Here is an 18,879-nt window from a genome sequence, read left to right on the forward strand (position 1 = left end):
AAGGACTCTTCCAGTTTTGGAAGGACGTCAAGCATCCTCCTTGAAACCTTTAGAATTAGTTTGCCAGCAGCACTTTAGTGCACTGAGTGGGAAGATCGATGACTTCCAGTGGTGGTTTCTTAGGCGTAACCTTCTTTTTTTCGCCGGGTTTCTTTGGTTTTGGAACCCAAGGTTCATCGGAAAGCCACCAACCCAGCTCTGACCCGCAGCCATCGCCGCGCGGTGGTGCCGGCTGATTTTTGCAAGATTTATCTTCCGCAGGGCACTTCATCCTCACGTGGAAGTGATAATGATGCCCCCACCAAGGGCGTACGGTACGCAGCCAGTCCCGATTTTCACCTGTTTCAAACTCACAGAGTTCCTTTTTAATGGCAGGGCTGACGAAAATGCGGGCGACCTCCGGATGTTGTGCAGCGGCTTTGATAAGGCCCGCATGGGCAGGGGTCCAAATCTCAGGGTCAACTGAGCGGTCCGCACCCGCCACGTCCATCGGCCCTTTCAGCATGGAGATGGCGCTGACCTTTTCCAGCTGGGCGGGCGTAAACCGTTTTTCAGGCAGTGGACGAAGCCAGATGTCGGCATCCAGTCCCACCTGATGACTGGCGTGACCGGTGAGCATGGGGCCGCCGCGGGGTTGGGACATGTCGCCAACCAGCAGGCCGTTCCAGCCCAGAGAAGGTGCTTGCCCCGCAAGGTCTTGCAGGAATGCGACGAGCTTGGGGTGCCCCCAGTTGCGATTGCGAGACAAGCGCATGACTTGCCAGGTGGTACCGTTTTTTGGCATTTCAACCGCGCCCGCAATGCAGCCCTTGGCGTAGGAGCCGTAGCTTTCCGCCTTCAAACTGGCAGGTGTGCGATGTGCGCCAAAGTACTCTTTTGCAGGCCCGTCAAACTTTGTTTGCTCACTGCGGGCCTGAGAATCATGGGCCGGAATTGCAAAAGGTTTTTTGTTGGGTAGGGGAACTGCCATGACGGTTTCAGCAGAAAACGCAAGGACACCCAAGAGCGAGAAAACCGTATAGATGAGTTTTTGAATAACCATAGGTGCCCTATTTATTCGTGCAGTTCCGAAGAGCCATAAACCTAGATGAGGCTCTCAATGGAGGATAATAGCCGATCAAGATCTTCTGGGCGAGAAAGACTATGGTCGCCATCCTTTACGAAGGTGAGAAGCACGTCATCATTCACAATCTGCTCTGTAATACGCAGGGCGTGCTGCCAAGGTACGGAAAGGTCTTTCTGACCTTGTAGAATGATTGTTTTACAATTGGTTGGAATAGCTTCCCCCAAGAGAAGGTTTTTACGCCCGTCCTCAATCAAATCGCGAGTGATGATATAGGGGCTGTCTTCATATTCGGAGGGGCGCTCCATGCGGCCCTTTTCCATAATCTCGCGCTTGATTTCCTCGGTAAACTCCTGTTTCCACATGAGTTCCTCGGTAAAGTCGGGAGCCGGGGCAATCAGAACCATGCCGGCAAGCGTTCCATTGCCCAGCTTTTCTCCATTGGCGAGTGCTTTGGCAAGGGCAAGGGCAATCCATCCCCCCATGGACGAGCCGATGATGATTGTTGGACCATCGCAGAACCGCTCATAAACGGCTTTGGCCTCTTTAAGCCACTTGGAGATCGTGCCTTCGGTAAACTCCCCGCTGGATTCTCCGTGTCCTGAGTAATCCATGCGGGTGCAGGTGACGCCTTTGTCTTCGGCCCATTTTACCAGTGCTTGTGCTTTGGTTCCCTGCATGTCGGATTTGAAGCCGGAAAGCCACAAAACGCCTGTGCTGGAGCGCTTGTCTTGCCTGACCGCGATCCTGCGTGTTTCAGAGTCTTTGCCAACCTCAATGAATTGGGGTATCTGAGCACTCATTAAAGAACCTCCGATTGTCTACCTTTGTAGGACACAGCGGATATTTATTGAAGAAAACCTGTGCCGCAAACTGTTCCAGTTACAAATGCCAGATTTAACGCCCAGAGGAAGGCCCCTATGCCAACAATAATGCAAATTGTCCCCGATCTTCGAACTGGCGGCGCTGAGCGCACAACCGTTGATGTGGCCGAGGCAATTGTAAAGCATGGGTGGGGATCGATTGTTTTGTCGGAAGGGGGAAGGCTGTTGCCGGAGCTGGAGGCTACGGGCGCTCGGCACATTCAGTTTCCAGCTGGAACCAAGAGCCCTGCTAGGCTTTGGCAAAACTCGCGGCGTATTATTAAAATTGCAAGGGAAAGCAACGTCTCTTTGATCCACGCTAGAAGTCGTGCGCCTGCATGGTCGGCGCTGTGGGCAGCTCATGCACTGAAAATCCCATTTGTGACGACCTATCACGGGCTCTACAAAGAACAGAATGCTTTGAAAGCCTTTTATAATTCGGCAATGACCCGTTCTGATGCCATTATCGCAAATTCCAATTACACCGCTGGCGTCATCCGGCAAAGAAATGCTGCCGTTACCTCCAAAATCACGGTTATCCATAGGGGCTCTGATCTAGGCTACCTTGACCCGAACAATGTGGAGGAAGAGCGCAAGGAAGCCTTGAGGACGGCTTGGGGCCTGCGCAAAGGACAGCGGGTTATTTTGAACGTGGCCCGATTGACCGCATGGAAGGGGCAGGGGGTTCTTATTGATGCGGCGGTGCGCCTGCTCGGTAGTGGAGACTATGAGGATCTTTGTGTTGTTCTGGCGGGGGACCATCAGGGGCGGGAGGAGTATCTTCGCTCGCTCAAATCGCAAATCGATCAGGCGGGGCTTAGCGAGCGTATCAAGCTGGTTGGCCATTGCGCCGATGTTGCAGCCGCCCACGCTCTTGCCGATGTAAGTGTTGTGGCCTCCATTGAGCCAGAGGCGTTTGGGCGTGCAGCAGTGGAGGCTCAGGCCGCCCGTGTTCCGGTGATTGTGAGTGATATTGGCGCGGTACCAGAAACGGTTCTGGTGCCGCCGGTAGTTTCGGAAAGCGAGCGCACCGGATGGCATGTGCCCGCGGGAGATGCAGAATCGCTTGCGCGAACCCTTGAAACTGTTCTGAGTCTGCCTCAGGTAGATCTTGAGGATTTGCGAAGCAGGGCATTGGCCCATGTAAAACAAAAATTTACAAAAGAGGCAATGTGTTCCGCGACCCTTGATGTCTATGCCAAGCAATTGGGAAATTGAGGATAGATTGGCTGAAAGCTTGATCTTTTTTAGTTGTAGAGCTGTTGACTTGCAGCGTATTTTTATCGATCTTTGTGCAACAGGGTGTCGATAGACTTTTTTCTTTTTGGCTTCAGGTCTTGACGAAGCTGAGATAAAGGTTCATGGAACCATTCTGTAATTAGCTTTTATCGGCATCCAAAGAGGAGTTAGCCACCATTCGTCGTCCGTTTCGCGCACCACCCCCCACGAAGGAAGGGCCGCGCACCAACCAAGAAATTCGTGTTCGTGAAGTCCAGTTGATTGATGCTGAAGGGGAAAACCTTGGCCCAACACCTATCGAAAAAGCCCTTGAAATGGCTTCGGATCAGGGGCTGGACCTAGTAGAAATCGCGCCGAATTCCAAGCCTCCTGTCTGTAAAATTCTGGACTATGGTCGCTATAAGTATCAGGCCCAGAAAAAAGCTGCTGAAGCTCGCAAGAAGCAGAAAATCGTCGAGATCAAAGAGATCAAGATGCGCCCAAACATCGACACTCATGACTATGAAGTGAAGATGAAAAACATGAAGCGCTTCTTCGATGATGGCGATAAGGTCAAGGTTACGCTTCGTTTCCGTGGCCGTGAAATGGCTCACCAGGACCTGGGTATGAAGCTTCTTCTGAAAGTAAAAGAAGAAACTGCTGATATCGCCAAGGTGGAAAGCCATCCAAAGCTTGAAGGTCGGCAGATGATGATGGTGTTGGCGCCGATTGCTCGCTAATTCAATCTGATTTTTGTTAGAAAATTTTACCCGGCGTATTCGTGCGCCGGGTATTTTTTTGCCCAATCCCAGTCTCCCCTTTCAAGAGCACTTCTCGAAGCGGATTGCCTCTTGCTTTTCTGGCAGTTCAGTCCTATAACCCCGCGGTTCAAAGTCGCCCGGCTACTCTTGGTGAAAAGCTTTTTTAAAAAGGTTTCTTTCCAAGGCATATAGGGCATGCCGTGGCGGCTTTTGATGCATCCAAGATGTGACCTTGGTTGGCAATTAGCCAGCCATATAAAGAAAGGACGCAAAATGCCCAAGTTGAAGACGAAGTCTGGAGCCAAGAAACGCTTCAAACTCACCGCGACAGGCAGAGTTAAATGCGCTCAGGCCGGCAAGCGCCATGGCATGATCAAACGCTCGAAAAAGTTCATCCGTAACGCACGTGGCACAACCACATTGTGCGATCAGGATGCCCGTATCGTGAAGAAGTTCCTGCCATACGGCTAAGCCGTCCAGCAATTGAGACTAGGAGTTACCCATGTCGCGTGTAAAAAGAGGCGTTACAGCCCACGCTCGTCACAAAAAGGTTATTAAGGCAGCCAAAGGTTACTATGGCCGTCGTAAAAATACCATCCGTACAGCTAAGCAGGCGGTCGAAAAAGCGGCACAGTACGCTTATCGCGACCGTAAGGCTCGCAAGCGGAACTTCCGTTCGCTCTGGATTCAGCGTATCAACGCTGCAACCCGTGAGCACGGCATGACCTATGGTCGTTTCATCGATGGTCTGAACAAGGCTGGCATCGAAGTAGACCGTAAGGTTCTGTCCGACATTGCTATCCATCAGCCAGAAGCGTTCAAAGCGCTGGTTGAAAAAGCACAGGCTGCTATCTCTTAATTGCGATAGTCTGTACTTAGCAGTTTAAAGGCACGCGCCCGTTAGGGCCGTGCCTTTTTTGTTAGGGGTTGCCACTTTTGCTCGTATCTTTGTCTGCGCTTTAGCAAGGTGATGCCGTTGTATTTTGGGGCATCATTTATTTAAGCAGAAAGAGAGGTGTGAGTTATGCGTTAAGCCCCTTCATGCCTTCTGCTGTGTATCGCTCTCCGATAACAGGTAAGGGGGTTAGAGAGGCCTCCAGTTTCTTGCAGTCAGCTTTGCTCAGGTGGATTGCCGGGGACTTTGCATTCTCCTCCAGATATTTGAGTTTTTTCGTGCCTGGAATGGGCACAATGTTGTCCCCCTGTGCCAAAAGCCATGCTAGGGACAACTGCGCAGGGGTACATCCCTTCTCCTTCGCGGTTTGAGAGATCACTTCTGCGATGCTTTTATTCTGGGTGAGGGCAGTTGCAGAAAAACGGGGGAGGGATGTGCGAAAGTCATTCTCCTCAAATTCCTGAGTATCTTGAAAACGCCCTGTCAGGAAGCCGCGCCCCAGCGGTGAATAAGGGACAAATCCAATACCTAGTTCCTGACAAGTCGGCAAAATGTCGCTTTCCACCTGCCGCGACCATAGGGAGTATTCTGTCTGCACTGCTGTTACCGGGTGTACAGCATGGGCTTTCCGTAGAGTTTTGGCACTGACTTCGCAAAGGCCGATGTGGCCAATCTTTCCTTGCTGGATCAAGCGGGACAGAGCCTCTATTGTCTCTTCAATTGGATGGGACGGGCTTACTCTATGTACGTAGTAAAGGTCGATGTAGTCCACGCCCAAGCGTTTTAAAGAACCTTCACAGGCTTGGCTCATATATAAAGGGCTATTGTCCAGAATTCGTTTGTATTCTCCGGGGTTGCGCCGGATACCAAATTTCGTTGCAATGCGCACATCGGCTCGGCTGCTTCGAAGAAACTCGCCTAGTAGCTCTTCGTTGTGATGCGGGCCGTACATGTCCGCCGTATCGAGAAAGTTGATTCCGAGTTCCACTGCGCGGGAGAGAACTTGCCGCGATTGGGTATCGTCGCGGGGCCCATAGAATTCACTCATTCCCATGCAGCCAAGCCCAATAGCGGATACTTCAAAGTCCTGACCTAGTTTACGTTTTTGCATGATAGCCTCCTTGTGCTTTTCAGAGGCAATGTGGCATGTTTCCAAAATGAAGAAATTAGCGAGTTCCAAGAAGTGGTTTTCCGATATTGAAAAATACAAAACCCGACGGCTGGTGTGGGATGATGCCCGTGCCTTTCTGGCGGTCTCCCGATATGGCACGTTGAGCGCGGCTGCGGCCTCTCTCACTATGGGGATAGCAACTTTATCCCGCCGGATTGACAGGCTTGAAAATGCACTGGGTGTACCGCTTTTTACACGCCAGCAGTCAGGATATCTCCTCACAGAGGATGGGCGTAATCTGGTTGAAAAAGCAGAGGTGCTGGAAGAGGCTGCTCTGTCCTTTGGGGCAGAAGCCGGACGCCAAGCACAGCTTTGCGGAAAGGTGCGCTTGGCGACCGCTGAGAACCTTGCAACCTCACTTATTCTGCCAGCTCTTGGTGAATTTAAAAGACAGTATCCGGGGCTTACAGTTGAAGTGATCACGGATATCGCCACGGTGAATGTGCATCGCCGCGATGCGGATCTGGCTATTCGCATGGTGAAGCCAGAGCGCGGTAATGTGACCATAAAGCGACTGGGAGTATTAGGGTTTGGCCTTTATGCCAGCAAAGATTATGCGAGAGAACGGCGTGCGGAGCTGGAGCGGGGGAGCTATGAGACGGATGAGTTTATTGCTTGGGGAGGGGCACAGGCCTATTTGCCTGCGGCCCAATGGGTGGAGCGTATTTTGCACGGACGTGCGCCTGCGGTAACCACAACATCTCTTGCGACGCAGGTCTCTGCCGTAAAAGCGGGTTTGGGTCTTGCGGTCATACCCCACCTTTTGGCTCAAAAACAGGGCCTCGTCTGTATTGATCCAGATATTGGTCTGGATCAACCAATTTACCTCGTTATTCAAACGGATCTGGCTCAAAGTCGGAAAGTGCGTGTACTGGCCGATTTTCTAAGTGACTTGATAGTTGATCACCGAGGTAAGTTGCGCGGGTACTAAACGCGGCTTGGTATATGACGGTCTCAATCTACTTTCTTGCGCGGCGCTCCAACGGATGGGCGGTAAATCAGCTCCACATCCCAAACGGTTTTCAGCTGTTCCAAAGGTACGCCTCCCACAAAGCGTTTAGCCATCAAGGCAATTTCCTTGCCTGCTGCGCGGATGGGGGAATGGGTAACTGTGAGGGCAGGCTCCATTCTTTGAGGGTTGACCAAAGGTAATCCATCATCATGAGCGGTTATGGAGACATCAGAGCCCACCGAAAGTCCAAGCTCTCCCGCCGCGCGGTAGGCACCAACGGCCATAACGACACTGGAACATAAAAGCGCGGTGGGCCTTTCTGCCTGTTTCAGCAAGTCTTTTGCAAGCCGGTATCCCACTTCCTCACTCATCACACCGCCGCGTGTAAGATTCAGATCGGCTTCAATGGAGTACTCTTTCAAGGCATCCGCCCACCCTTTCGCGCGTTGATTGGAATAGTGCCGCCCATCAGGGCCATTGAGAATGGCGATCCGTCGGTGCCCAAGATCCAGAAGAAGTTTCGTGGGGAGGTAGAACGCTTGCCGGTTATCGATGTCCAAATAGGCATAGTCTTCACGTCCCTCAATGCGCCCATGAACAATAAAAGGCCTGCCTATATCCTTTAGTTGATCCAGCCTCTCTTCGCTCAGATCCAGGCTGGACAGCACCATCAGGTCGACAGCGCCATTACCGGCGGTTCTTTGATACCCTTCAATTGAATCGCTTTTGGTTGCGGATAACAGAAGGTCGTAATCACACTCGGCAGCCTGTTCGGTCAACCCGATCAGAAATTCGATAAAGTGTGGATCAGCGAGCAAATTGCGGTCTGTGGGAAAGGAAACGCCAATGGCGCGGGATCTGCCTGTTGCCAGTTTGCGAGCGCTGGCATTGGGGCGGTACCCATATTTTTTCGCAGCCTCTTCAACCCGTTTGCGCGTCTCCACAGAGACATCGCTGTACCCGTTCAAGGCGCGGCTGACGGTTGTTTGTGAAAGTCCCAGATGGACAGAAAGGCTTTTCAAATTCATTAAAGTGCTCAACCTTCAATTTTTACAGCATTCCCGGCAACCGACGAACTTACCCAGTTATAACTTTTCAACTGATGCTGGTAGCTTCAGGTAAGATCAAGTTCGTCCATCCTTTTTCGATAGATGCTCCACATGAGTATTTATAATAGCATATCCAAAGCGCTTTGGAAATAAAACCTAGGGGAGCACTATGGAATGGGATGGCTTAACTTGAGGAATTTGAAAACATTGCTTTGATTCAGTTATTTGAAGAAATATTGCCTAATATATAGGCAATATCAGTAGTTGACCATTTAATTATCCCATAGGGAATAGCTCTTGACACTTAGCTGTAGGTCCGTCACCGTAGTATCCAAAGCGCTTTGGGGTAATGAAAACAGCTGCTTTTCGATTATCCTGCTTGGCCCATTTGCGAAAGGGCACGGAGCTATTGTCGGGGAGGTTATCGATAATGTCTCTAAAACAAAAACATCGGGGAGTATGTCTTTTGAACATCAAAACAGTTTTAGCCGCAACCACAGTGAGCCTTGCCGGACTGACAGTTCAGGCCAATGCCGCGGAAGTTACGATTACCTGTGGCAGTGTTGGGCAGGAACAGGAGCTCTGCCGTTCCTCTGTCGCTGAGTGGGAAAAGAAAACCGGCCATACTGCCAATATCGTTTCAGCGCCGACCTCCGCCACCGATCAGTTGGCTTTATTTCAGCAAATTTTGGGCTCAGGCTCTGATGATATTGATGTTTTTCAAATTGATGTGATCTGGCCCGGCATTCTGGGTAATCACTTTATCGATCTGAAGCCCTACACAAATGGTGTTGAAGCCGAACATTTCCAGCCAATTATTGAGAACAATACCTATAAGGGCAAACTGGTTGCTATGCCCAAATATACCGATGCGGGCCTTTTGTATTACCGGAAAGATTTGCTGGAAAAATATGGTGAACCAGTACCAACAACTTGGGAAGAGTTGACCGCTACAGCTCAAAAGATTCAAGCAGCTGAACGCGCCTCCGGCAAAGACAAGATGTGGGGATTTGTCTTTCAGGCCAAGGCCTATGAAGGTTTGACCTGTGATGGCTTGGAGTGGGTGGATAGTTACGGCGGCGGCGACATCGTTAACGCGGAAGGCGACATCACCATCAACAACCCTCATGCAGTTAAAGCCTTGAATATGGCGGCAAGCTGGGTTGGTACGATCACCCCTTCAGGTGTGCTGAACTATATGGAAGAAGATTCTCGCGGCATCTTCCAATCCGGTAACTCGGTCTTTATGCGCAACTGGCCCTACGCATGGTCGCTAGCACAAAAAGAAGGCTCGTCCGTCAAGGGTAAAGTGGGTGTTGTTGCACTGCCAAAGGGTGGGGAGAATGGAAAGCAAACCGGAGCGCTGGGAGGCTGGCAAATGGCCGTTTCCAAGTATTCCAAAAACCCCGAGGCCGCTGCAAGCCTTGTCATGTGGCTGACAAGCAAGGAAGAGCAAAAGAAAGCTGCCATCAAAGGGTCTTATAATCCAACAATCCCAGCCCTTTACTCCGACACTGAAATCCTGGCTGTTAACCCGTTTATGGGTCAGTTGGAAGCGACCTTCACCAATGCTGTTGCCCGCCCGTCTCGTGCAACAGGCAGTAATTACAACAAGGTCTCCAACGCTTTTTATAATGCAGCCCATAAGGTTCTCAGCGGGAAAACAACCGCAGAGGCATCCCTTGCAAAGCTGGAAAAAGACTTGAAGCGCATCAAGCGTAAAGACTGGTAGCCAGAGCCCGCTTTTGCGAATGCGGTTTTGATTGGCCGCATTCGCCAATAATCTATTATAAAAACGCAAATCCTATTTAGAAGCTGTTTTAAATAGTTTGCCTGTGCACCAAGGATCAGGTCCATGACCCTTGCCGTATCCAGCGGCGGAATGAAGTTAGTAAAAGCCCAGCGCTCTCGGCTGACCTCTTCCAGAATTCGCTCTGCATGGCTTTTTCTCTCTCCCATGCTTCTAGCTTTGGCAGTTGTTGCCGGCTGGCCTTTGCTCCGAACAATCTGGCTGGGCTTTACCGATGCAAACCTGTCAGACCTATCTGCTACCCAGTTTATCGGCTTTGAAAACTATCTCGCATTTTATGATGGTGAAGCTTTCGGCTTGCTGGTTGACCCGCAGTGGTGGAATGCTGTTGGTAACACAATCTACTTCACTGTCATTTCGGTTGGGTTGGAAACCTTCTTCGGTCTGATTGTGGCACTGGTTCTGCACGCCAACTTCAAAGGGCGCGGCTTAGCAAGAACTGCCGTGCTTATTCCATGGGCCATTCCAACAATTGTTTCTGCCCGTATGTGGGGGTGGCTGCTTCATGACCAGTTTGGAGTGCTGAATGAAATTCTGATGACAATTGGTATCATCAGCCAGCCAGTTGCATGGACAGCAAATCCCGATACGGCCATGTGGGCGGTTATTATTGTTGATGTGTGGAAGACAACGCCTTTCATGGCGCTGCTTATTCTTGCGGGCCTGCAAATGCTGCCCTCTGACATTTACGAGGCGGCAAAAGTGGACGGTGTTAGTCCCCTTAAGGTATTCTTCAAGGTCACGCTACCGCTTATTCGTCCCGCGGTTTTGGTGGCGGTTGTCTTCCGCGCGCTGGATGCGCTGCGTATCTTTGATCTGATCTACGTACTGACCTCCAACTCCTCCGACACCATGTCTATGTCCGTTTATGCCAAGCAGCAGCTTATCGACTTTCAAGAGGTTGGGTACGGCTCTGCCGCCGCAACGTTGCTGTTCATGATTGTTGCCGGATTAACCGCGCTTACTCTGGTTGTCGGCAAGGTCCGCGTTACTGAGGAGGGCCAGTGATGAATAGAACGATCAAAACAGTGCTGTTTTATGCACTTGTCGCCTGCATAGTCGTTTTCTCGGTTTTTCCTTTCTACTATGCCGTTGTCTCTTCCCTGCGTTCGGGGGCGGAACTGTTCAGCACCTCTTTGCTGCCCACATCCTTCAATTTTGAAAATTATCTTGGCATTTTCACCGAGCAGCCTTTTGGCAGGAACATTTTAAACTCGGTTATCGTTGCAACGTCGGTTGTGATCTTCTCGCTGTTTATTGCTGTAACCGCCTCCTATGCACTGGCAAGGGTCCATTTCAGAGGGCGCGGGCTGCTGCTTATGACAGTCTTGAGTGTCTCCATGTTTCCGCAGGTGGCCATACTCTCGGGCATGTTTGAACTCATCCGTGCGCTGGGCGTTTATAACAGTCTGCCCGGCCTCATTATTCCCAATACAGTTCTCACGTTGCCGTTTACTGTCTGGGTTTTGACAACCTTTATGCGCGAGCTGCCTAAAGAGCTGGAAGAAGCTGCAATTGTAGACGGGGCTTCCTCCTTTACGATTGTCAGAAGGATCTTCCTGCCACTCATGTGGCCCGCTCTGGTCACAACAGGCCTGCTGGCATTTATTGCCGCGTGGAATGAGTTCCTGTTCGCACTTACTTTTACCCTGTCCAACGATGTGCGCACGGTCCCTGTGGCAATTGCTCTACTTTCCGGTGCTTCCGAGTTTGAGCTGCCGTGGGGGCGCATCATGGCAGCCTCGGTTGTGGTCACCGTGCCGATCGTGGTGCTTGTACTCATCTTTCAAAGAAAAATTGTCGCTGGCCTGACTGCTGGCGCCGTAAAAGGATAATCACGGGATGAATGCATTTGTTTCCCCAGATCAAAGTGCCCGCAAATCAACGCTCCCCAATGACAGGGATTGGTGGCGGGGCGCTGTCATCTATCAGGTCTACCCGCGCTCATTTGCTGATAGCAATGGGGATGGTATCGGAGATTTGCAGGGGATTACCAACAAGCTGGAATATATTGCCGGATTGGGCGTAGATGCTCTTTGGATCTCCCCTTTTATGAAATCACCGATGGATGATTTTGGCTATGATGTTTCTGATTATACCGAGGTGGATCCCATGTTCGGAACCATTCAGGACTTCAAGACGCTGATAGCAAAGGCCCACGCCCTCGGTCTTCGGGTCCTTATGGATCAGGTGATCTCCCACACTTCAGATCAGCACTTGTGGTTCGAAGAAAGCCGTCAGAGCCGCAACAATACCAAAGCGGACTGGTATGTGTGGGCCGATGCCAAACCGGACGGTTCCCCTCCAAACAACTGGCTTTCCATATTTGGCGGGTCGGCGTGGCAATGGGATGCCCGCCGGATGCAGTATTATCTGCATAATTTTCTGAAATCCCAACCGGACTTGAACTTCCATAGCGAGGAGGTTCGCAAAGCTGTTCTGGAGGCAACCCGCTTCTGGCTTGATCTGGGGGTGGATGGTTTCCGGCTGGACACGGTGAACTTCTACTTTCACGACAAGGAGCTGCGTGATAATCCCCCTCGCCAGTCCAGTGAAACCTCGGCTTCTGCAAAGGACAATAATCCCTACACCTTCCAAGAGCATATCTACGACAAGTCACGCCCTGACAATATCGCATTTCTTGAGCGCCTGCGCGCATTGATGAATGAGTACCCCAATACGACGACCGTGGGGGAAATTGGGGCTGAGCAGGATGCGATAGATCTTATTACCCAATATACTGAGGGCAGCAAACGTTTGCATATGGCGTATAGCTTCGACCTCCTGTCCAACACGCCCACTCCCACCTACGTGAAGGCCTGTGTTGAGAAACTGGAAGCAAAGATTGGAGATGGCTGGCCAAGCTGGGCCATGTCGAACCATGATGTTGTGCGGGTGGCTTCCCGTTTGGGCGAGGGGGCCAATGTGGCTGAAATCGCCCCGGTTTTGCTGGCGCTCAACGCATCTTTACGCGGCTCTCCTTGTATTTATCAAGGCGAAGAGCTCGGCTTTGCAGAGGCGGAGGTTCTATTTGATCTGCTGCAAGACCCATACGGAATTGAATTCTGGCCAGAGTTCAAAGGTCGTGACGGGTGCCGCACACCAATGGCATGGGATAATTCCATGCATGGGGGCTTCACTGAGGGAACGCCGTGGCTGCCGGTGGATTCTGGGCATATCGCCAGCAATGTCGGTGAACAATCAAAAGACCCGAACTCTATCCTCAACCGCACGCGGCAGTTCCTGAAATGGCGCCGGAGTCAAAGCGCGCTCATTAAAGGAACAATTCGCTTTTTAGATACCGGTGACCAGATTCTGGGTTTTGTTAGAGCATTAGAAACTGAAGAGACCTTTTGTCTATTCAATTTAAGCGATGAGACTGCCACACTGGATGTGAGTAGCCTTGGCAAACTGCTGGCCTTGAAGGGGCATGGCTTTGTTGCGCGGCTTAAAGGTGGGGCTGTGACCATTACACCATGGCAGGCAGCATTCTTGAAAATTCAAAAAGGGTCGGGAGCCTACTGAATATGGCCAGCATTACCTTAAAAGGTATCGTAAAGGACTTTGGCAGCACCCGAATTATTCACGGTGTTGATCTGGATATTAAAAGCGGCGAGTTCGTCGTCTTTGTTGGACCTTCCGGCTGCGGAAAATCCACGTTACTGCGCTTGATTGCAGGTCTGGAGGACATTTCTACCGGCTCCTTGTCTATAGACGGTGAGGTGGTGAATGACCGATCGCCGAAAGAGCGGAAAATCGCGATGGTATTCCAGTCCTACGCGCTTTATCCGCATATGAATGTTTATGAGAACATGTCCTTTGGGCTGGAGCTTTCAAAACACTCCAAACAGGAAATTCGTGAGAAAGTCACCAAGGTTGCCGAGGTTCTTGAGCTGACACCTTTGCTGAAGCGTAAGCCCAAGCAGCTATCTGGCGGGCAGCGCCAGCGGGTGGCTATTGGCCGTGCGATTGTCCGCAATCCCAAAGTCTTTCTCTTTGATGAGCCTTTGTCCAATCTGGATGCAGCCCTTCGTGTGCAAATGCGTATCGAAATTGCAAAACTGCACCGCGAAATGGATGCAACCATGATCTATGTAACTCATGATCAGGTGGAGGCCATGACACTGGCTGATAGGATCGTGGTTCTCTCTGCAGGTCAGGTGGAGCAAGTGGGCTCGCCGTTGGAGCTTTATCATAACCCGCGCAATAAATTCGTTGCAGGGTTTATCGGTTCCCCAAAAATGAATTTTGTCTCTGCGGCAGTTACTTTAGCCAGCAAAGACAAAGTGGAGGCAAGGCTTGCCAATGGGAACACTGTTGCGGCCTGTGTTGACGGGAGCCAGCTTACAGTTGGAGAGAAAGTTACCATTGGTATCCGGCCCGAGCATATTGAAAGCTCTCAAGAGGGGCCTATTTCTACGCCTGTAGAGGTCATTGAAGAGCTGGGTGAGAGCCATTTTCTCTACGTTCGCTCTCCAGATGGAGAACTAATGACAGTTCAAAAATCAGGTGATGCGCAAATCAAAGCCGGCGATGAAGTGACTTTGGAACTCCCGCCAACCCAGTGCCATGTTTTCAAAAGTGACGGAACATCTCTTCCTCGCCAAGCGGACACTTCAACGTCCATGGCCGCCCGCCAGATGGAAAATAATTAGTACATTACTTTGTAAAGGGTAATGTCTACTGGGGTAGCCGGCTTTAACTTTGCGCTGCCGCGTGCGAGTAGCCAGCCGTCGCTGCGTTTCAGGTTGGCAACGAGCTGTAGTGTTGGAGATGTGGTTGCAGTGGAGGAGGGGGATGCTAGCGAAAATTCCAGCGTCTTGGATTTGCCCGAACTTGAGAGCTGGACTTTACCGTCAAGGTCTTGGGTATCTTTGTGAGTGTCTTGCCCTTTGAAAGATACTTCGAGTGAACCTTTCGGTATGGCAGTGTTGTCCTCGAACCTGACTATGACCTTAATATCTTCTGGTTGTATTGTGACTGTCTCGGAAACCGCTGCACTGCCTGACGCCAGAAATCCGGCTGCTGCGAATACCATTTTGCGATTGGTCAAGAGCCTCATAATACTACCTTTATTGTGTATGTAACCCGCAATAGTTCCAGATCTATAAAAAGACTATAGCCAAAAGAAGAGGGGCGCTGGAAGGCGCCCCTCTCGTTATTTTTAGATGATCACAAAATCATCGGCTGCAAGGTTCAAGCCTGAATCCAGTCGTGCGAACTGGATCGCATCACCATCACCGGACCCGTCCGCATCATAGAACAGAGCCCCGCTATCGGTATCGTAAATGATACGATCACTGGCGTCTCTTGCAACACCAGAGGCGCTCATGTGGAATGAATTCAGGTCAAGCAGACCCTCATTGCCAGCTTCTGTAAAGATGCTGCTGTCCAGCAGGATCAGATCTTCAGCACTGTTGAAGTCCTTGATCTTATCCACATTGTCTTCGCCAAGCTCTGTAGAGAAGCGGAAGGAATCTTCCCCTGCGCCGCCATCCAGAACATCGTTTCCAAGGCCGCCGTCCAGCAAGTCGCTGCCACGTCCACCATAGAGCTTGTCATCACCGGCAACACCCGGTTGAACCGGCTCAGGCGGGAACTCAACGGATACGTTCAAGGTGTAGTCGGAACCCTCAGGAACAGCTTCTGTCCAGCCCTCAGGGGAATCCGGTGTCCAGCTGCCCTCAAGGATGTAGTAGGTTCCGGTTTCCTGAACAACGAAGACTGTGCTTGAATCGCGGCTGCTGTTAGAGCCGGCATCGCCGCCACCATCATCGTTTTCAGTGACGATATTCCCATCACTATCAAGCAAGCGCACCCAGCTGTCATGGACGTTCGGATCAGCAATACCATCGATGTCGATTGTAAGAACTGTTCCAGCTGCAAGGTCGATGCTGTAGTAGCCGCCCAAACCATTTCCGGTTGCGTTGACAGTCGTGTGAAGGACTGAGGTCGAATCGAAAATATTTGGATCTTCTGTCAAGGAGAAGTTGTTGGAAATATCGAACGCGGTATCCATTGAGTTGTTGGTGGCGTCCGCTCCCAGTGTGGCGTAACCGGTGCCCATGCCTGGACGTGGGATAGCCTCTCCAAGGTCGGCGAAGTCACCGAGCAGAATATCATCGCCGCCGCCGCCGCGAAGAATATCGTTGCCACCCTGACCTGTTAGAGTGTTCGCTGAGTTGTCACCCTTCATGCGGTCATTGAAACCGGAACCTGCAAGGTTTTCGATGGAGTTATAAGTATCTCCCTCGGAACGCCCCTTCGCCAGATTGAGCCGGACACCGCTTGTTGCATCTGAATAGTCTGCAGTGTCGCTACCTGCTCCACCGTTCAAGATGTCAGCGCCTGCGCCGCCAGTCAGAACATCGTCGCCTGAACCACCAGAGAGCTCATTGACCTGATCGTTTCCGATGAGGTGATCGTCGAAGTAAGAACCAACAACGTTTTCTACATCAACAATGATGTCGTGCTTGATGGCAGTGCCGCGGCCCACAATCTGCACAGGACCATCAGCGTCACCGCCACTGGCTGTACCATTGACCAAGTCAACCATCACACCGCCGGAGCTTCCTGAGTAAACAACGGTATCGATACCTTCTCCGCCATTCAGGTAATCCTGACCGGAGCCACCGATAAGCGTATCGTTGCCTTCATCGCCCCACAGCATGTCACCGTCATTGCCGCCGTCCAGAATGTCATCACCAGCGCCGCCATTGAAGACGTCACCGCCACCTTGGCCCCAGAAATGGTTGTCGGAGGAGTTACCAATGAACCGGTCAACACGATCATCGGAACCGATCAGGTTTTCGATGGAGTAGAATGTATCCCCGGAGGCTGTGCCGCCGCTGGCCATGTTGGTTTCAAGGTTAACGATCAGCTGGAACGGACTTTCATTGCTGAAGTCAACAGTGTCACTGCCTTCACCGCCGATAAAGACGTCAACGCCGTCTTGACCCATAAGGATATCGTCGCCTTCGCCGCCATCGAGAATGTCATCGCCAGCACCGCCCAAAATGGTGTCGTTACCGCGACCACCATACAGAACGTCGTTGCCGTCATCACTTTCGGTCTGATCTTCAAGGTCTTCAACATCAATGGTGTTGTTGATATCGCGGCTGGCCAGTGAATCGCGACCACCAACGATGTAGTCGTCTCCATCCATACCGAAGATTGTGTCGCCACCAGCGCCACCATCAAGGGTGTTGTTTCCTTCATCACCAAAGATGATGCTGGTCATCGCTTCGCTTGTATCTGGTGTGGTATCCTCAACAGGCAGCTCAACGGGTTCAACTGGAGTGCCGTCAACATAGATAATGTTTTCAACATTCTCCACGTCACCCAGATCAATATCCCTGTTCAGGACGATGATGGTGTCATTACCGCCATCAGCTTCTTCGCGAACGATGTCATCAGCGGAATCGACAAAGTAAATATCATCGCCGTTGCCGCCAGCCATGCGGTCAGCGCCGCTGCCACCGTTCAGCACGTTGTTTCCATCGTTACCGATGATGATGTCATCAAACTGGCTACCGATACCGTTCTCGATATAGTACTCGGTCTGATCTTCATTGTGTCCGGCAAAGATAGACACGTTGTTGCTGTGTCCGTTTACACTGGAGAACTGTCCAGCGCGCATATCAAGGATGGTGCCTGCTGTAGAGCCGGAGAAGTCAATGGTGTCTTCCCCGCCAGTGTCATGGATCACGAAACCAATATCGTGCTGCATGCCCGTGGAGGTCAGCTCATAGCCATACTCGGTGCTGTTGAAGCCGTAGGTGTTGTCACCCGTATTGAGATCAATCGTCTGGTATGTGCGCACACCATCTTCATCAACAGTCGAGAAATAGCGGCGGATAATTGCCTCAATGTCGGCCATTAACGGTGTTGCTGCCGACCAGCGCGTTGTTTCCCCAACATCAATGCCATCAAAATAGGACATGACGCTGTACTGTTGGCGGTCATAGGTCCATGTGGCATTGTTCAGGTAGTTGATCTGAACGCCGCCTGGTCCGCCGTAGTTGTAAAGACCAGGGTGATTGAGGCCGAATTCATGACCGAATTCATGAATAAAGCTGTCAAACACATAGCCGCCAATGTCTGTCAGGTTAGGCTCTGTGTCGTGGAAGCGCTGGCCGATGCTGACATAGCGGTTGGATGAGTAGGCACTGCCATCGTCCTGTTCACCCAGTGCTGGGCTTACAACTTCCATCCATTGCGTGTCCGGATCGAATGGCACGTCATCGACAATTTCAAATTCAAGCGGGGTAACATAAGACCACATCTGCAAAGCTCCAATAGCGGCAGCTTTGTATTCAGGGTAGTCATTGAGTCCTGAAACGTTGATAACCAACGGTTCCTGAGCAATCTCAGGTGTCAGGCTTCGCGGCAGTGCACCAAGGTAATCCAGATAAGATTCATAATCTTCACTTTTACCAAATGGATTGTCTGGGGTTTGATCATTAATCCACCAGTAGCCACTGGCATGTGTCGGATGTTGCATCGGTTGATCTCCCTGCTTTATAAGTTTGGGTTGATAATGCGTAACAGTATTGGTGTGCCAGCAATTACTCGGCATCACATATGCCGTCGCCCCATTGGCACTTGGGGACGTTTCTAGAAGACAAAATTATTGAGAATCTTGAGGAGAGGATTCGTAGTGTGTTTTACTAGGGACACTTATAATTTTTGCTAGATTATAACGGGCGTACTTTCTGATCCGCCTCGCATTTGCTGTACAGGAGAGCGATTGGGACTTCCTGTATCCGTTGAGATGCTCAAGTTTTTGAGGTTCCAACAGTTTAAGGAGTTTTGATGATTTCTTAAGAGCTTGTTTAAGCGGAGAATACGCATAGCCAGTCAACACTTTCAATCACTCCAAGTCCCTGTCTGCATATTCAGTGCCAGTGATTACCCATAAAAGGTGTGGTCTATCAATACTTAATGCAGACGATTTTATCGTTATCTTTTCCAATATAGTTATAGAATTCTTTTTGTTTTCTGGTTGAAAGTCAATGATTTTTAAGGTGATAAAATTTAACCAATGAAACTAATTTAATGAGATATATTGGATAAGCCTGTTAATATACTTAACTAT

General features: G+C 50.8%; 16 protein-coding genes. 10 read left to right on the plus strand and 6 right to left on the minus strand.

Features of this window, described 5'->3' with window-relative positions; genetic code table 11:
* Positions 1-55: 55 nt before the first annotated feature.
* Positions 56-1,042, minus strand: a complete 987-nt coding sequence (gene mepA / locus P6574_RS01390) for a penicillin-insensitive murein endopeptidase (protein ID WP_310618616.1) — start codon at positions 1,040-1,042, stop codon at positions 56-58.
* A gap of 41 nt (positions 1,043-1,083) precedes the next feature.
* Positions 1,084-1,866 carry an alpha/beta hydrolase gene (locus tag P6574_RS01395; protein WP_310618617.1) on the minus strand — a complete coding sequence of 261 codons (783 nt, stop codon included), beginning with the start codon at positions 1,864-1,866 and terminating at the stop codon, positions 1,084-1,086.
* A gap of 117 nt (positions 1,867-1,983) precedes the next feature.
* On the opposite strand from P6574_RS01395, the gene P6574_RS01400 reads away from it, so the two are divergent.
* The 4 genes from P6574_RS01400 (at position 1,984) to rplT (ending at position 4,764) form a co-directional block, all read left to right on the plus strand.
* The gene (locus tag P6574_RS01400; protein ID WP_310618618.1) at positions 1,984-3,144 is read left to right on the plus strand and encodes a glycosyltransferase family 4 protein; all 1,161 of its coding nucleotides are present in this window, start codon (positions 1,984-1,986) and stop codon (positions 3,142-3,144) included.
* 197 nt (positions 3,145-3,341) lie between these two features.
* Positions 3,342-3,884: a translation initiation factor IF-3 gene (infC, locus tag P6574_RS01405; RefSeq protein ID WP_310622078.1), complete on the plus strand. Its 543-nt coding sequence runs from the start codon at positions 3,342-3,344 to the stop codon at positions 3,882-3,884.
* A 294-nt stretch (positions 3,885-4,178) separates the two neighbouring features.
* Positions 4,179-4,376, plus strand: a complete 198-nt coding sequence (gene rpmI, locus P6574_RS01410) for a 50S ribosomal protein L35 (RefSeq protein WP_310618619.1) — start codon at positions 4,179-4,181, stop codon at positions 4,374-4,376.
* Between the two features lie 31 nt (positions 4,377-4,407).
* Entirely contained in the window at positions 4,408-4,764 is a 357-nt protein-coding gene (rplT, locus tag P6574_RS01415) for a 50S ribosomal protein L20 (RefSeq protein ID WP_310618620.1), read from the plus strand.
* A 163-nt stretch (positions 4,765-4,927) separates the two neighbouring features.
* Here rplT and P6574_RS01420 read toward each other — a convergent pair whose 3' ends face one another.
* Positions 4,928-5,911: an aldo/keto reductase gene (locus P6574_RS01420; RefSeq protein ID WP_310618621.1), complete on the minus strand. Its 984-nt coding sequence runs from the start codon at positions 5,909-5,911 to the stop codon at positions 4,928-4,930.
* Between the two features lie 46 nt (positions 5,912-5,957).
* Between P6574_RS01420 and P6574_RS01425 the strand changes: the two genes are divergently transcribed.
* Positions 5,958-6,902 carry a LysR family transcriptional regulator gene (locus tag P6574_RS01425; RefSeq protein ID WP_310618622.1) on the plus strand — a complete coding sequence of 315 codons (945 nt, stop codon included), beginning with the start codon at positions 5,958-5,960 and terminating at the stop codon, positions 6,900-6,902.
* 23 nt (positions 6,903-6,925) lie between these two features.
* Here the strand turns inward: P6574_RS01425 and P6574_RS01430 are convergent, their stop codons facing one another.
* On the minus strand, positions 6,926-7,951 hold the full coding sequence (locus tag P6574_RS01430) for a LacI family DNA-binding transcriptional regulator (protein WP_310618623.1): 1,026 nt from the start codon (positions 7,949-7,951) through the stop codon (positions 6,926-6,928).
* Between the two features lie 451 nt (positions 7,952-8,402).
* Between P6574_RS01430 and P6574_RS01435 the strand changes: the two genes are divergently transcribed.
* From P6574_RS01435 to P6574_RS01455, 5 genes are all read left to right on the plus strand, one after another.
* Positions 8,403-9,704 (plus strand): ABC transporter substrate-binding protein, encoded by a 1,302-nt coding sequence (locus tag P6574_RS01435; protein WP_310618624.1) that lies wholly within the window; start codon positions 8,403-8,405, stop codon positions 9,702-9,704.
* Positions 9,705-9,827: 123 nt separating this feature from the next.
* Complete coding sequence (locus tag P6574_RS01440; RefSeq protein ID WP_310618625.1) at positions 9,828-10,790, plus strand: carbohydrate ABC transporter permease; 963 nt, start codon at positions 9,828-9,830, stop codon at positions 10,788-10,790.
* The gene (locus tag P6574_RS01445) at positions 10,790-11,617 is read left to right on the plus strand and encodes a carbohydrate ABC transporter permease (protein ID WP_310618626.1); all 828 of its coding nucleotides are present in this window, start codon (positions 10,790-10,792) and stop codon (positions 11,615-11,617) included. The genes P6574_RS01440 and P6574_RS01445 overlap by 1 nt, the downstream gene beginning before the upstream one ends.
* A gap of 7 nt (positions 11,618-11,624) precedes the next feature.
* Positions 11,625-13,307, plus strand: coding sequence for an alpha-glucosidase family protein (locus P6574_RS01450; protein WP_310618627.1), 1,683 nt, complete (start codon positions 11,625-11,627; stop codon positions 13,305-13,307).
* Between the two features lie 2 nt (positions 13,308-13,309).
* Positions 13,310-14,437, plus strand: coding sequence for an ABC transporter ATP-binding protein (locus P6574_RS01455; protein ID WP_310618628.1), 1,128 nt, complete (start codon positions 13,310-13,312; stop codon positions 14,435-14,437).
* Here the strand turns inward: P6574_RS01455 and P6574_RS01460 are convergent.
* Complete coding sequence (locus P6574_RS01460) at positions 14,434-14,820, minus strand: hypothetical protein (protein ID WP_310618629.1); 387 nt, start codon at positions 14,818-14,820, stop codon at positions 14,434-14,436. The genes P6574_RS01455 and P6574_RS01460 overlap by 4 nt on opposite strands.
* A 126-nt stretch (positions 14,821-14,946) precedes the next feature.
* A complete protein-coding gene (locus P6574_RS01465) occupies positions 14,947-18,285 on the minus strand; it encodes a M10 family metallopeptidase C-terminal domain-containing protein (RefSeq protein ID WP_310618630.1) in 3,339 nt (1,112 codons plus the stop codon).
* Between the last annotated feature and the right edge of the window lie 594 nt (positions 18,286-18,879).

It is taken from the genome of Pseudovibrio sp. M1P-2-3 (assembly GCF_031501865.1).
Lineage (GTDB): Bacteria > Pseudomonadota > Alphaproteobacteria > Rhizobiales > Stappiaceae > Pseudovibrio > Pseudovibrio corallicola.